The 13,839-nt window shown below is 64.0% G+C and carries 10 protein-coding genes; 7 read left to right on the plus strand and 3 right to left on the minus strand.

Going from position 1 to position 13,839, the window contains the following annotated elements; all coding sequences use genetic code 11:
* Positions 1 to 119: 119 nt before the first annotated feature.
* From PX52LOC_RS24130 to PX52LOC_RS24155, 6 genes are all read left to right on the plus strand, one after another.
* Complete coding sequence (locus PX52LOC_RS24130; RefSeq protein WP_246173454.1) at positions 120 to 1,580, plus strand: APC family permease; 1,461 nt, start codon at positions 120 to 122, stop codon at positions 1,578 to 1,580.
* Positions 1,577 to 2,293, plus strand: a complete 717-nt coding sequence (locus PX52LOC_RS24135; protein WP_149112482.1) for a phytanoyl-CoA dioxygenase family protein — start codon at positions 1,577 to 1,579, stop codon at positions 2,291 to 2,293. The genes PX52LOC_RS24130 and PX52LOC_RS24135 overlap by 4 nt, the downstream gene beginning before the upstream one ends.
* A 107-nt stretch (positions 2,294 to 2,400) precedes the next feature.
* On the plus strand, positions 2,401 to 4,644 hold the full coding sequence (locus PX52LOC_RS24140; RefSeq protein WP_149112483.1) for a S9 family peptidase: 2,244 nt from the start codon (positions 2,401 to 2,403) through the stop codon (positions 4,642 to 4,644).
* 191 nt (positions 4,645 to 4,835) lie between these two features.
* Complete coding sequence (locus tag PX52LOC_RS24145; RefSeq protein WP_149112484.1) at positions 4,836 to 6,980, plus strand: DUF1549 and DUF1553 domain-containing protein; 2,145 nt, start codon at positions 4,836 to 4,838, stop codon at positions 6,978 to 6,980.
* Between the two features lie 9 nt (positions 6,981 to 6,989).
* Entirely contained in the window at positions 6,990 to 8,303 is a 1,314-nt protein-coding gene (locus PX52LOC_RS24150) for a DUF1501 domain-containing protein (protein ID WP_149112485.1), read from the plus strand.
* Positions 8,304 to 8,333: 30 nt separating this feature from the next.
* A complete protein-coding gene (locus tag PX52LOC_RS24155) occupies positions 8,334 to 10,574 on the plus strand; it encodes a PPC domain-containing protein (RefSeq protein WP_149112486.1) in 2,241 nt (746 codons plus the stop codon).
* Between the two features lie 156 nt (positions 10,575 to 10,730).
* Here PX52LOC_RS24155 and PX52LOC_RS24160 read toward each other — a convergent pair whose 3' ends face one another.
* The 3 genes from PX52LOC_RS24160 to PX52LOC_RS24170 form a co-directional block, all read right to left on the minus strand.
* Positions 10,731 to 11,264 carry a hypothetical protein gene (locus tag PX52LOC_RS24160; protein ID WP_149112487.1) on the minus strand — a complete coding sequence of 178 codons (534 nt, stop codon included), beginning with the start codon at positions 11,262 to 11,264 and terminating at the stop codon, positions 10,731 to 10,733.
* A gap of 124 nt (positions 11,265 to 11,388) precedes the next feature.
* Positions 11,389 to 12,456 (minus strand): zinc-binding metallopeptidase family protein, encoded by a 1,068-nt coding sequence (locus tag PX52LOC_RS24165; RefSeq protein ID WP_149112488.1) that lies wholly within the window; start codon positions 12,454 to 12,456, stop codon positions 11,389 to 11,391.
* Positions 12,457 to 12,561: 105 nt separating this feature from the next.
* Entirely contained in the window at positions 12,562 to 12,804 is a 243-nt protein-coding gene (locus PX52LOC_RS24170) for an Rdx family protein (RefSeq protein ID WP_149112489.1), read from the minus strand.
* Positions 12,805 to 13,099: 295 nt separating this feature from the next.
* On the opposite strand from PX52LOC_RS24170, the gene PX52LOC_RS24175 reads away from it, so the two are divergent.
* Positions 13,100 to 13,804: a tRNA-uridine aminocarboxypropyltransferase gene (locus PX52LOC_RS24175; protein WP_168219172.1), complete on the plus strand. Its 705-nt coding sequence runs from the start codon at positions 13,100 to 13,102 to the stop codon at positions 13,802 to 13,804.
* The last annotated feature ends 35 nt before the right edge of the window (positions 13,805 to 13,839 follow it).

Here is a 13,839-nt window from a genome sequence, read left to right on the forward strand (position 1 = left end):
CCACGAAGCGAAGGAACGGCACGGAAAGGCTTTGTCCGAGAGGTGGAGGGGATGCTACTATAATCTCCTCTCCTCTCAATCCTTATCGTGCCTTTCGTTTGCTTCGGGATAAACCTCGAATGACTACAACTCTGCCTCGCGTCATCGGTCCGTGGATGGCTGCCGCCGTGGTCGTGGGTACCGTCATCGGGTCCGGCGTTTTCAAAAAGGCTCAGAAAGTCGCGGAGTTCTGCCCCGAATCCGGGGTCGCCCTTTCCGTCTGGGTCTTCTGCGGGCTGCTGGCGCTACTCGGTGGCCTCACGATTGCGGAAGTCGCCTCGCGTTTGCCGAAGGCCGGCGGCAATTACGCCTTCCTTCGCGACGCCTACGGCCACTGGGCCGGGTTCCTCTGGGGTTGGGTCGATTTCGGCATCATTCGCACGTCCTCGATTGCGGTACTCGCGGTCATGTTCATCGAGTCCCTGAATAACGTCCTCCTCCTCGCCCGCCTACAATACCCGGCCGACATGGAGTGGATCGGCACCGGCCTCGGCCGATGGGAGCAAGTGCTGGCGACCCTGTCAGTCATTGCCGCACTGACGTTCGTGAACATTCGCGGCACGCTCATCGGCGGCGGCCTGCAAATGGTTCTCACCGCGTTGAAAGTTCTCTCCCTCCTCGCCATTCTCTCGCTGCCGGTTCTCATCCTCGCCTTCTCGCCGACCTCCGAACCCCAGCCCTCGGCCTCAAACTTTGCCCCCGTCTGGCCGAGCGACTGGTCGCAGGTGAACTGGGCGAAGTTCGCCTCGGCCTACGGCTCGGCGATCGTGGCCGTGATGTGGGCCTACCACGGCTGGCTGAACATCACGCCCATCGCGGAGGAAGTGAAGCAGCCGCAGCGGAACATTCCTCTCGCCCTGATCGGCGGCATCGCACTCTTGATCTTCCTCTACGTGGGGGCGAACGTCGCGTACTACACGACGATCTCACGCAACGAGATGCTCGATCTAAAGGGTACGCCGGTGTCCACCGAGTTCTGCCGCCGGCTGCTCGGCTCGGTCGGCGTCCTAGTCGGGTCGCTCATCCTCATGACATCCGTCCTCGGTTCGCTCAACGGCAACATCCTCGTCGCCCCGCGGTTGCTCTACGCGATGGGCGACGACGGCTTGGCCCCGGCCAAGCTCCGGCAACTGCACCCACGGTTTCAAACTCCGTCGGCAGCGATGATGGTCTTTTCCGGGTGGGCGATGCTCCTCGTCGTGGCCGTCGCGGTCGCCAAGGAGACGAGTTGGATCGACGAGAAAAAGAACGTCTTCGACGTTCTCACCGACTATTGCATCGTCGGGGTGGCCATGTTCGAAACGATGGGCGTGGCCGCGATCTTCGTCCTCCGCACACGGCAACGGGAACTGACGCCGTTGCTGCCGTACCGGTGTCCGGGGTACCCGATCGTGCCGGCCGTTTACGTCTTGATCCTGGTGGCCGTGGTGGCGAACATGTTCATCGGCACGGAGCAACGGACGGAGGCAAAGGTCGGCGTCGGGTACGCCTTGGTGGGCGGCCTCGTGTACGCGCTGTTCCTCCGGAGAAAAGAGGCGTGACCGAGCGGATTTACGAACTCGAACGGGACGGATTCGCCTGGGTGCGTTCCGCGTTCAGCTCCGCCGACATCGCCCGGATGGCGGAGCAGCTTGCCGCCGTGCTGCGGGACGAAGCCGAGAACTCCGCGATTCTCGCCGGGTCTTCCGGCCCAGCCTACGGCGCACGAAACCTGTTGAAACTCTGGCCGGCGGGGCGAACACTCGTCGTTTCTTCGCCACCCCTGGCCGCGATCCTCCGAAGCGTGGTGGGCGATGCCGCTGGTGTCGTGCGTGGCCTCTACTTCGACAAACCGCCCGGCCACAGTTGGGCACTCCCCTGGCACCGCGACTACACCGTGGCCGTCCGGGAGCACCGCCCGTCGGCCGCGTTCAAGAAGCCGACCATCAAAGCGGGAGTGCCGCACCTCGAAGCCGACGTGGACTTGCTCGGCCGGATGTTGACCGTCCGCATCCACCTCGACGCGATGACCCATGATAACGGCCCCCTGCGGGTCGTGCCGGGATCGCACCGAACGACGGACGACCTCACCGAAGACGCAGTGACATTGCACTGTCACCCTGGTGATGTCTTGCTCATGCGGCCGTTGTTGCTCCACGCGAGCGGCCATTCCTTGCCGACGACGGACGAACACCGGCGGATCGTTCACCTCGAATGCGCCCCGTCGAGAGAACTCCCCGATGGGTTGGAGTGGGATCAGTTCGAACCACTGTGACGTGCGGACTTAACCCTACGGGCGGAACGGGCGTCGATTCGTATGGTAGACCCGCAATCCGCCGGGTCGGCGGTCCGAAAGGGCCACACACTTCACACGAGGGTCGTATGCGCTTCGCCCTGTCCATCGCACTGGTGTACGCGACCGCCTCGGTATCGGCGCAGACGCCCGACCCCACCCGCCTCACGCTCGACCGCATCTTCACCGGCGAGGAGTTCCGCGGTGACCACCTCGCCGTACTGAAGTGGCTCGACCACGGGGCGTACACGACGCTCTCGCCGTCGCCCACGCACAAGGGTGCCAACGACCTCGTGCGGTTCGACGCCGCGGGGAAGCGGGACGTGCTCGTTCCCGCCGAACGTCTCATACCGCCGACCGCAAAGGAACCGCTCGCCGTGCAGGGGTACGAGTTGTCGAAAGACCTCGACCTCGTTCTGATCTACACGAACGCGGTGAAGGTGTGGCGGCAGAACACTCGCGGTGACTACTGGACCTTCCGCCGATCAACCGGGGCACTCGCGAAACTCGGCGGCGACGCGAAGCCGTCGACCTTGATGTTCGCGAAACTTTCCCCCGACGCCACGCGCGTGGGGTACGTCTGCGAGAACAACCTGTATGTCGAACCGGCCGCCGGCGGGCCGGCAACGCGGTTGACGGCCGACGGCCGCACCGAAGTCATCAACGGCACGTTTGACTGGGCCTACGAAGAAGAGTTCGACTGCCGGGACGGGTGGCGGTGGAGCCCGGACGGCAAGTCCATCGCTTACTGGCAACTCGACACGAAGGGCGTGCCGACGTTCACCCTCGTTGACAACACGGCCGCCAAGTACCCGGTCGTGAAGACGTTCGCCTACCCGAAGACCGGCGAGCGAAATTCGGCGTGCCGCGTCGGCGTGGTGGCGGCGAACGGCGGCGAGACGCGGTGGATCAGTGTGCCGGGCGAGACGCGCACGGATTTTTACCTCCCGCGGATGGAGTGGGCCGGGAACTCCGGCGAGTTAGTCCTCCGGCGGGTAAACCGGCTGCAGAACGCGGTCGACGTGATGATCGCGGAGGCCGCGACGGGCCAGGTCCGGACCGTCCTCACCGAGCGCGACGGTGCCTGGGTGGACGTGCCTGATGAACCGCTCGAATGGGTCGATGCGGGGAAAGCGTTCACCTGGATCAGCGAGCGCGACGGCTGGCGGCACCTCTACCGCGCGGCTCACGACGGGTCCGGCTTGGCCCGTGTGACCCGCGGTGAGTTCGACGTGATTCGCGTGGTGCAGATCGACGAGAAGGCGAACCGCGTGTATTTCATCGCGTCACCGGAGAACCCGACGCAGCGATACCTTTTCAGCACGGCCCTGGATGGCAGTGGTCCCGCGGAGCGAGTGACTCCCGCGAACTTGCCCGGCTCGCACGATTACAGCTTCTCGCCGGATGGCGCGACGGCGGTTCACACCTACTCAGCGTTCGGGACCCCGCCGCAAGTCGAACTCGTCTCGATGCCCGATCACAAGGTGATTCGCCCGCTCGCCGCCAACGAGAAGGTCCGGGAAGCGGTCGGGAAACTCTCGCAAACCCCCGTCGAGTTCTTCCGCGTGGATGTTGGCAACGGCGTGAAGCTCGACGGCTGGCTCATGAAACCGCCGAGCTTCGACCCGACCAAGAAGTATCCGCTCGTGTTCCACGTCTACGGCGAGCCGGCCGGCCAAACGGTCGTGGACCGCTGGGGCGGGAACAACTACCTGTGGCACCTCTTGCTCACCCAGATGGGCTACGTCGTTGCCAGTGTGGACAACCGTGGCACGCCGTCGCCGCGGGGGCGGGAGTGGCGCAAGAGCGTCTACCGGAAGATCGGCACACTCGCCTCGGAGGAACAAGCGGCCGCGGCCCGACAACTTCTGAAAGACCGCCCGTACCTAGACGCGACGCGGGTGGGCGTCTGGGGGTGGAGCGGTGGCGGGTCGATGACGTTGAACTTGATGTTCCGCTCGCCCGACCTGTACCGCACCGGCCTGTCGGTCGCCCCGGTGCCGGACATGCGCCTGTACGACACGATCTACCAGGAGCGGTACATGGGCCTGCCGCAAGACAACGCGGAGGATTATAAGACGGGTTCGCCCCTGACGCACGCCGCGGACTTGAAGGGGAATTTGCTGGTGGTTCACGGGACGGGCGATGACAATTGCCACTACCAGGGCGTCGAGAAACTGGCGGACAAGTTGATCGAGTTGAACAAGCCGTTCTCGCTGATGGCTTACCCGAACCGGAGCCACGCGATCAACGAGGGGAAGAACACGAGCCGACACCTGTACGGGTTGTTGACGCGGTACTTGAATGACAACCTTCCCGCTGGCCCTCGATGACGCCTGTAACCCTCCGAACGAAATCCCACTGGCAACGTAAGGGCCCGCGTTCGTCATCCGGTTGACCCGTATCTGCACCGTTGCCGTTGCCGCTGCCGTTGCCGTTGCGTGAGCGGTGGCGATTTTGATTGCACCGTCTGGAGCAGGATGGTATGAAATAGATTCCCACCTGCCGAACCAAGTTGCACGTTATGGCTCGATACGTTCTCACCCTCGCAATGCTAACGCATTCCGTTCAATTGATGGCCGCCGCGGACGCCTTCCATTTCGAGAATCAGATTTCGCCCCTCCTCGCGCGGTACAACTGCAACTCGTCCGGCTGCCACGGCAAGGCCGAAGGGCAGGGCGGGTTCAAGCTCTCCGTGTTCGGGTTCGATCCGGTCGCGGACTACGCGAGCATCGTCAAGGAGGCTCGTGGCCGGCGGGTGATGGCCAGTGCCGCCGAGGAAAGTCTCTTTCTGCGGAAAGCCACCGGGCGAACGCCCCACGGCGGCGGCACCCGGATCAAGGGCGAGAGCAACGACTATCGCACGCTGCGCGACTGGATCGCAGCCGGGATGCCGGTCGGTGATCCGAACGCCCCGCGCGTGTCCGCGATTCGCGTCGAGCCGCCGGAAAAGGTGATGGCAAATCGGGCCACGTTGCCGGTGCGAGCGTTCGCACAGTTCACCGACGGCCGCGAAACCGAGGTAACGGAACACGCCAAGTACCAGACGAATCACGAGACGCTCGCGGCCGTGTCCGTCGAGGGCGTCATCACGACGGGGGACGCTCCGGGCGAAGTCGCCGTGATGGCGTCGTACCTCGGGAACGTGGCGGTGTGCCGCGTGATGATCCCGCAGGTGGGGAAGAACGCGGGGAGGCAACTGCCGCAGTTCAACTTCATCGACGAGTGGGTGGATCGGAAGCTCGCGAAGCTGAACATCGTCGCGTCCGAGGTGTGCGACGACGCGACTTTCTTCCGCCGGGTTCACCTCGACCTTGTCGGCCTGCTGCCGAAGCCGGACGAGGTTCGCGCGTTCTTGAGCGACACCGCAAAGGACAAGCGGGCGAAGGCGATTGACCGCCTAATCCAGCGACCGGAATTCGCGGACCTGATGGCCTTGCGGTGGGCGGACCTGCTTCGGGTGAACCGCCAGGTTCTCGGCCCCGAACGGGCGTATGCCTATTTCCGGTGGGTTCGCGAATCCTTCGCGAAGAACAAGCCGTTCGATGAATTCGCACGCGAGCTCGTGACCGCGGAAGGGCCGGTGAGCGAGACGCCGCCCGCGAACTTCTTCAAGGTCGCCATCAAACCCGGCGACGCGGCGAGCACACTTTCCCAGGTCTTCCTCGGCATTCGGATCGCGTGCGCCGAGTGCCATCACCACCCCAGCGACCGATGGACCCAGGCCGACTACGCCGGGATGCTCGCGTTCTTCGCGCCGGTCACGAGCCGCGGGAGCAAGGACGCGGACGCCATTCTCTCGGTCGGCGACCCCGTTACGAGACACCCGCGGAGCGGCTCGCCGGTGTACGCTCACGCCTTGGGGGTTGAGGAGCCGACGGTGAACCCGGCCGGGGACCGGAGGGTGGTGCTGGCGTCGTGGATGACGGAGCCGAGTAACCCGTACTTCGCCCGCAACTTCGCGAACCGCATCTGGGCGAACCTCCTCGGCCGCGGCATCGTGGAACCCGTTGACGACGTGCGGGCCACGAACCCGCCGAGCAACCCCGATCTGTTGGACGCCCTCGCGAAGTTCGCCGCGCAGAAGAAATACGATACCCGCGAGTTGGTCCGGCTCATCTGTAATTCGCGGGCGTATCAATCGTCGTCGGTGCCGAACGCGAGCAACGAGAAGGACGAGCAGAACTTCTCACGCGTGGCGTTCCGGCGGCCGAGTGCGGAAGTGCTGCTCGACATGATCGGGCAAGCAACGGGCGTGGGCGATCGCTTCGCGGGGCTTCCGCCCGGAACGCGGGCCGTGCAAGTGTGGGATAGCGAAACGAAACAGCCGTTCTTGAAACTGTTCGGCCGGCCCTCGCGAACCTCAGCTTGTGAGTGCGAACGCAACGCCGAGCCGAGTACCGCCCAGGTGCTGAACCTGATGAATTCTCCGGACCTCCAGTGGAAGCTGTCGCACGTGTCCGGCAACGTCGCGAAGTGGCAAGGGAGCGGACACGACGCCGAGAAGATCTGCGAAGAGATCTACCTGACGGTGTTTTCCCGCCGGCCGACGAAGGCGGAACGCGAGAATGCCGTCCAGCATCTGAAGGCGAGATCGGACCGCCGAGCCGCGATCGAAGACCTCACGTGGGCGTTGCTGAATAGCCTGGAGTTCTCGTTCAATCATTGAGGCCGAACCATGCACCGCTCTCGGTATTGTGACGGCCTGACCCGCCGCGATTGTGTTCGCCTCGGCACGGCCGCCATCTTCGGCCTGCCGTTCGCCACGCACAAACTGCTGGCCGCGGGCGAGAAGAAAAAAGACCTCTCACTCATCTACGTCTTCCTGCACGGCGGCATGAGCACGATCGACAGCTTCGACATGAAGCCGGACGCCCCCGCCGAGTTCCGCGGCGAGTTCCAGCCCATCGCGACGAAACTGCCCGGCTTACAAGTGTGCGAGCACTTGCCGAAGGTCGCGAAGGAGGTGGATAAGTTCTCGCTGGTCCGCTCGTTCACGCACCACAACTCCGATCACGGTGCCGCCGACCATTACATGCTCACCGGCTACTTTCCCGGCCCGGGTTTCAACGGGAACCTGTCGCCGAACAATCACAAGCCCGCGTTCGGCTCGATCATTTCCAAGAAACTCGGCGCTCGCGGGTCGGTGCCGCCCTACGTGTGCGTGCCGCGGATGCACCCGAGTTGCGGGTCCGCGCACCTCGGGGCGGCCCACGCCCCGTTCGTGATCGACGGCGACCCGAGTGCCGCAAACTTCAGCGTGCCGGACCTGGTGCCGCCCCCGGTGATCGCCGCGGATCGGATCGAGGACCGCCGGAAGTTGCTCGGCGACGTGGACCGGTTCCAGAAGTCGGCCGAGACGCGGGCGAACAAGAACGCCGGGGCCGTCGAGACGTTCCGCGGGAAGGCGTTCGACCTGATGACCTCTTCCGAGGCGAAACGAGCCTTCGACATTGCCGCAGAGCCGGAGAAACTCCGCGACGCATACGGCCGCCATTCGCTCGGCCAATCGTGCTTGCTCGCCCGGCGGATGGTCGAGGCCGGGGTTCGCTGCGTCACCGTGGACCACAGCAACTGGGACACGCACGACGGCAATTTCCGCGTGCTGAAGGGGACGCTCTTGCCGCAGTTCGACGCTGCCATTTCCACGCTGTTCCGCGATCTGTCCGACCGCGGGATGCTGGACTCGACGCTCGTGGTCGTGACGGGCGAATTCGGTCGGACCCCTCGCATCAACAAGAATGCGGGCCGCGACCACTGGGGGCCGGGCTTCACCGTACTCCTCGGCGGCGGCGGGTTGAAGAACGGTCAAGTGGTCGGTTCGACCAACGCCCGCGCGGAGCGACCGGCGGACAATCCGTACGGTCCCGAGGACTTGGCCGTGACACTCTGCACGCAACTCGGCATCGACCCCCAGACGGAATTCCACACGCCCGACGGTCGGCCGATCATGGTGACGAACGGCGGCAAGCTCATCAAAGAACTCGTGTAATTTCGGCGCGTCCACCGGGTGGCCTTCCCCATGTTGCGATTTCTCCTGACGCTCACGACGCTCTTTCTCGCCTCGACTGCGTCAGCGACGCCGCCGGTGCTGTCGTACCTGTTCCCGGCGGGCGGCCAACGCGGCACAACCGTGAAACTCCGCGTCGGCGGCCTTTTTCTTCACGACAACGCCCAGTTCGAAATCGGTGGCGACCGCTGGAAAACCCGGCACATGTTGAAAGCGATTCCGCGAATCTGGTTCGAAGGGCCGATCCTGCCGCTGCCCGAATCGCAACAGTCGGAGGACTACCCGGTCGACCGCGAGGCTACGATCGAGATTCCGAAGGACACGAAATCGGGTGCCGTTCGTGCCCGCGTATGGACCTCGCAGGGAACCGCGACGGGGCCGATGTTCGTGGTGGGGGATCTGCCGGAAGTCGTGGAGGAGGAGATCGAAGGCGACGCGATCGCCGTGCCGGTCCGGCTGCCCGTGACGGTCAACGGCCGCATTTTTCCGCGGGAAGACATCGACCTCTGGGCCTTTACCGCGAAGCAAGGCGAAACGATCACCGCGTTCGCGAACACGACGAACATCCACTCGCCGATGGTCGCGAAGTTGGAAATCACGGACACAGACGGTAACGTCCTCGCGGAACAAGTGGACCGACCTGGCCTGGGCCAGGACGCGAGCGTGCGATTCACGGTACCCGCGGACGGCACCTACCATGTTCGCGTCCGGGACGTCCGAAATGCCGGCGGCCCGTCACACGTGTACCGCCTGACGATCACGGCCGGGACCGTGGTGGATCGCATCTTCCCGCTCGGCGGCAAACGGGGCCGTAAGACGACGTTCGCGCTCGACGGTCCGGCCGTACCGCAATCGGTCGAGGTTCCGATTCCCGAGACGACGACCACGCTGCCCCTGCACCTCGGGGCCAATGTCGTCGAGTTGGACGTCGATGATTTGCCGGAGTCTGTGACCACGAGCGAAACGCTCAGCCCGCCCGTCATCTTGAACGGCCGCGTGGAGAAAGCCGCTTCTCCGAGTGCGTGGCACCTCGCGTTGAAAAAGGGCACGAAATACGAGTTCGAGCTTCGCGCCCGTAGGCTCGGTTCGCCGCTGTGCGGCCTCGTGATCGTCCTCGATTCCGCTGGGAAAGAAGTCGCACGCGGGGAAGCGGCCGACCCAACGGCCGACCCGACTTTCGCGTTTCAACCCGTCGCGGATGGAGTCTATTGCGTACACGTAGCCGAGCGGTTCCGCAACCGCAGCGGCCGGGAGTACGCCTATCGCCTGAAGGTTCGCGACCCGAGTTCCGTCGAACCCGGATTCCGATTGAGTTTGGCCACCGAAAGTCTGAACGTGCCCCGCGGTTCAACGGTGAAGGTGAAGGCCACTGTCGAACGGTTGGGCGGCTTCACGGGGACCGTCGAGTTGGCCGCCGAGCAATTGCCGCCCGGAATTACCGCCGCAAAAGCCACCATCGCAGAAAAGCAAACGGCGACGGACATGACCTTCGCCGCCGACGCGAACGCGAAGGTGATGCCGGGTACCGTGACGATCACGGGCACATCGAAGACTCGCACGGCGAAGAGCGAACTGTTCGTCATCGCAACGGTACCGACGCCGTTCAAGTTCACCGGCGAATACACGATGAGCAACAGCCCTCGCGGTCAGCCGTATTGCCGAAGCTATAAACTCGAACGCAACGGTTTCGACCGTCCCGTCACGATTTCTCTGGCCGACCGCCAGATTCGGCACCTGCAAGGGGCGAACGGCCAACCGATCGTCGTGCCGCCGAACGCTACCGAGTTCACATTTGCAGCACAGTTGCCCGCGTGGATCGAAACCGGCCGCACGTGCCGCGTGACACTCATGGCGGTCGGCCAGGTGAAGGACGCCGACGGCACCCAGCACACCGTGGCGTTTACCTCCACGGAGCAGAATCATCAGATGATCGTGGTGCCGGAACCGGGCCGTTTGGGGATTGACTGCGACGTGTCGACGTTGAAAGCGATACCCGGAAAGACGATCCTTGTGCCAGTTCGCGTGTCTCGCGCGAAAGGTCTAAGCGGGGAGGTGAAGGTAGAACTGATTTACCCGAGCCACTGGAAAGGCCTTCGAGCGAAAACCCTGATCGTGCCTGAAAATCAGGACACTGGTGAGCTTGAAGTCTCATTCGATCCGAGCAACCTCGGCCCGTTCAACTGCCCCTCGACCATTCGAGCAATCTCGGGCGATGTCGTTGCAGAAACGAAACTCGTGGTTCATTCCAGGTGAATCGGGTCTCCCGGATCGGGGACCCGATCCGGAGGACGATGACGGCCCCGCGAGGAAGTTGATTACGCGGTTGGCCGATGAGCGACAAGCAGCGGGGCAACAGTTGTGCTACCCGCCTCGGGTCCGGTTCCCACCTGCCCCACCCCAAGCATTTCCCTATGCCGCGGTTCGGACGGTCGCGTCCGGTTGAGTGGCTTCGACCGGCGACGGTTGTTGTTGGACTTGTTCGCCGCTCCCGACGATCAGGGCGTCGAGTTGAAGGACGGCCGCCTCCCAAGTGGTCGGCGGCGTGAAGGCTTCGAGGGGTGACTTTTTCAGCCGAACCGCGATCCGGTCGGCGAGGCGGTGGGCTTTCAACATCAAGTGAACCGGAAGTTCGTTGCCCGCGACTTGGTTCGTCCGTTGCAAAATGGCCTTCACCACGCGGAACCACTGCGCCACCCACTTCGGCGAGTTTTGCGTCAGTTCCGGCAGCGGGAAGGTCCGGTACTTCGTGGTATAGGCCGCCAGCCGCGAGCGGTAGGCTTCGTAGGACTTCTGGCGGTCCTTGAGGTGCGAGGTCGGCAGGTCCTTCTGGCCCACGGTTTCCCGAAGGTTTTCCCAGAAGGCTTGCAGTTCCATCACCCGTACCAGTTCCTGGGCTTGGGCCGCGTCCAGGTGGGCAATCGCGTTTTCGCTCAGTTGTGACACGGGGGGCCTTCCTTAGCGAGAATGTAGCGGTCGAATGTGCCGGTGTTATCGACCCCTTGTTCGACCGGCTTCATGACCAACTCGGAGTATGCGCGATTCGGTTGCAAGTCCTGCCCGCACATCCCTACTCTCGCGGAGCGGGTAGCGAAGTCGTCGTGACTTCGTGAATGAACCGGAGCTTGTTTACGGCCGGCGTCGAGAGCACGAACGGGTAAGCGTCGGCCAACCCCAGACCCCGGTTCAAGTTGTTCAAAGCGTAGGTCAGGGGGAACCAGCCGTCCATCATCTTGGCGAACTTCGTGCTTTCTTCCTTCACTGGGTCGGGCACTTTCTTGACACTCGGCTCGTCCTTGCGGCGCGGCTGTAACGACAATCCGCACGCCGACGCCGTTTCCAGCGCGTCGACCATGTGGAGGTAGTGCGCCCACGTCTCGGCCCAGTCCTCCCACGGGTGCATCGTCGCGTAGGCCGAGACGAAGTTGTCGGGCCAGTTGGCCGGGGCCCCGGTGTCGTAGTGCTTCTTGACCGCTTCCCCGTAGTCGGCCCGCTCGTCGCCGAAGACCCCGCGGAACCGTTCCAGTTGTTCCGGGTTCGGGGCGATGAGCTTGTCGAAGTAGAAGTGCCCGCTCTCGTGTCGCATGTGGCCGAGGAGTGTGCGGTACGGTTCCCGCATTTGCGTTCGCCGTTGCTCGCGAACGACGTCGTCTGCCTCGTCAATGTTCACGGTGATGAGGCCGTCGGCGTGGCCCGTCAGGACGCGCGGCGCTTCGGGGTCGTCGGGGTCGGCCAGGAACTCGAACACGAGGCCGTCGGTCGTCAATTCCAGCCCGAGGATCGTGTACACCAACCGCCTCTTGGCGACTTCGAGCTTGTACCAAGCCTGGTGCCTCTCGACCCGCGAGAGGTCCGGGATGGCCCGCGTCAACTGGCACGACTGGCAAAATTCCTGTTTCGAGTCGGCCGGGACGGCCCAGTTACAGACGTTCTGGTCGGTGTAGTTTCGACAAAGGCGGTACTCTTTGCCGGCCGCCCGCTGTAAAGGTGACTTCCACGTCTTCGTCTCCGGGTCGAGGTCGAGTGAACCGACAACGCCGAGGTCGGGAAGGTAGGCGAGCGTGTGGCCGCACTTGACGCACTGGACGTTCTCGAAAAAGGCCACGTGGTCACAGTGATCGCAATGGAAGATTTTCATGGTGGGCAACTCGAGGAGTGTGAAAGGCTGCGGTACGGGGGTGAAGGAAAGTAAAAAACGCCCATCCGAAAGGATGGGCGTGGGAAGAAGATTGTTTATCTGGCTTTAGATCGCGAGCCCGACCAGACCCGCTTCGTAGACGGCCAGCCCGACTCGCTCGGCCGAGGGGAAGTCCTCGCTCTTCCGCGTGAAGATCAGTTGGCCGTCAACCACGACGGCAAATTCTCCCTCGCGGCCGTCCACGATTTCCACACTCACGTCCTGACCCATCAAGGTGGCCGCCACTTCCGCGGTGTAGTTGCGGATCGCCAGCGTGCGAGGGCAGCGAACAATCGTGGCTTGGGTCATCGGTGCGTTCCTTGCGAGGGAGCGTGAAGAAGGATTGCCGGGGTTATCGGCCCGGCGGCCGGTTGTGCTAGTAGTGGCAGCAAGAAGTGTGCCAAAAAGAGTCAAGTCGAGTGGCGCCGCCCGATCGATTTCGGAAAAGAAGGCCGCCGGGGCTTTTCAGCCACTCCTGTCGGCGACTTCCATAAGTTCAGCTTGGGAACTCGAACGCGCTGGCGAGCGTCGGTTGCCTTGCGTTCACGCCATCGCCGCAGGGAAGTCCGGTTATCTCGCAATGCCCGCCCAAGAAAACAGCCCGATGCCCGCCGAACGTGACCACCGCTCGTGTCCGGCCTGTCGCCTCCCGATGTGGCTGTGCGTGTGTGCTTACGCCCCGCGACTCGTAACCCGCACGTCCCTTATCCTCGTCGTTCACGTTCACGACTTGGGGCGGACGAGCAACACGGCCCGCCTCCTCTCCTTAGCGGTCCGCAACGCCTCTCTCGTCTGCCACGGAGATCGCCAATCTCTGGCCGACCCGGCCTCCCACGTCCCCACGGGCGCGACCCCGGTTGTGCTTTTTCCAGGCCACGGGGCCCGGACGCTGACCCCGGAACTCGCCGCTGCCCTGCCGTCGCCGCTGGCCCTCGTCGTCCCGGACGGCAACTGGCGACAGGCTGGCAAAATGGTTAAGCGGCTACCGCTCCTCGCCGACGCTGTGAAGGTCTCACTCCCGACCCGGGATTTCGCGGGATCGGCCTTGCGCCGCAATCGCCCGGGGCACCGCATGTCCACGTACGAGGCGGTGGCCCAAATCCTCGGTGTTCTGGAGGGCGAGGCGGTCGCCGGGCCGCTCCTCGACTTCTACCGGCGGGCCACAGACCGGATGTTGCTCGTCCGCGGCAAACTCGGGGTTGGCGACGTGTACGGCGGCCTCGACGGCCCCCAAACGGGGAATTCCGATCCTGCCGCCCGTCCGGAAGTTCGGGAAGTGGACGTGCCCCGTCGGTCGGGGGGCGATTGAGTCGGCGAAGGCGGGAAACGGAACTCTGTGTCGGC

Source organism: Limnoglobus roseus (genome assembly GCF_008254045.1).
Lineage (GTDB): Bacteria > Planctomycetota > Planctomycetia > Gemmatales > Gemmataceae > Limnoglobus > Limnoglobus roseus.

Excerpts from the sequence above, each read along its gene's own strand:
- PX52LOC_RS24175 (WP_168219172.1), top strand. The coding sequence starts at position 13,100 with ATGCCCGCCGAACGTGACCACCGCTCGTGTCCGGCCTGTCGCCTCCCG.
- PX52LOC_RS24170 (WP_149112489.1), bottom strand. The coding sequence starts at position 12,804 with ATGACCCAAGCCACGATTGTTCGCTGCCCTCGCACGCTGGCGATCCGC.
- PX52LOC_RS24140 (WP_149112483.1), top strand. The coding sequence starts at position 2,401 with ATGCGCTTCGCCCTGTCCATCGCACTGGTGTACGCGACCGCCTCGGTA.
- PX52LOC_RS24165 (WP_149112488.1), bottom strand. The coding sequence starts at position 12,456 with ATGAAAATCTTCCATTGCGATCACTGTGACCACGTGGCCTTTTTCGAG.
- PX52LOC_RS24155 (WP_149112486.1), top strand. The coding sequence starts at position 8,334 with ATGTTGCGATTTCTCCTGACGCTCACGACGCTCTTTCTCGCCTCGACT.
- PX52LOC_RS24145 (WP_149112484.1), top strand. The coding sequence starts at position 4,836 with ATGGCTCGATACGTTCTCACCCTCGCAATGCTAACGCATTCCGTTCAA.
- PX52LOC_RS24150 (WP_149112485.1), top strand. The coding sequence starts at position 6,990 with ATGCACCGCTCTCGGTATTGTGACGGCCTGACCCGCCGCGATTGTGTT.
- PX52LOC_RS24130 (WP_246173454.1), top strand. The coding sequence starts at position 120 with ATGACTACAACTCTGCCTCGCGTCATCGGTCCGTGGATGGCTGCCGCC.